This is a genomic window from Flavobacterium sp. A45, assembly GCF_002001005.1.
Taxonomy (GTDB): Bacteria; Bacteroidota; Bacteroidia; order Flavobacteriales; family Flavobacteriaceae; genus Flavobacterium.
This window is the reverse complement of the sequence record NZ_MUNX01000062.1, coordinates 1-217: the sequence shown is the minus strand read 5'-3', so window position 1 is coordinate 217 and position 217 is coordinate 1. Positions and strand designations below refer to the sequence as shown.

General features: G+C 44.7%; 1 protein-coding gene. It reads right to left on the bottom strand.

What is annotated here, in order from left to right:
* On the bottom strand, nt 1–217 hold a 217-nt coding region (locus B0E44_RS18760; protein WP_165688773.1), incomplete at both ends, for a hypothetical protein.

Below are 217 nucleotides of genomic sequence, written 5' to 3'. Positions count from 1 at the left end.
TTGTTCCTGTCTGATTCGTTGTATAATCCGTACCGTTCCAGGTGAAGGTCGCTCCCGAACAAATGGTTTGATTCGTTACTATATCTACAGGTTTTGGCGTTACAGTCAAGTTCAACACTTGATCTGCCGTACAACCGTCTGCTCCTGGGAATCTTGTTCCTGTCTGATTCGTTGTATAATCCGTACCGTTCCATCTGTAAGTCTCTCCCGAACAAAT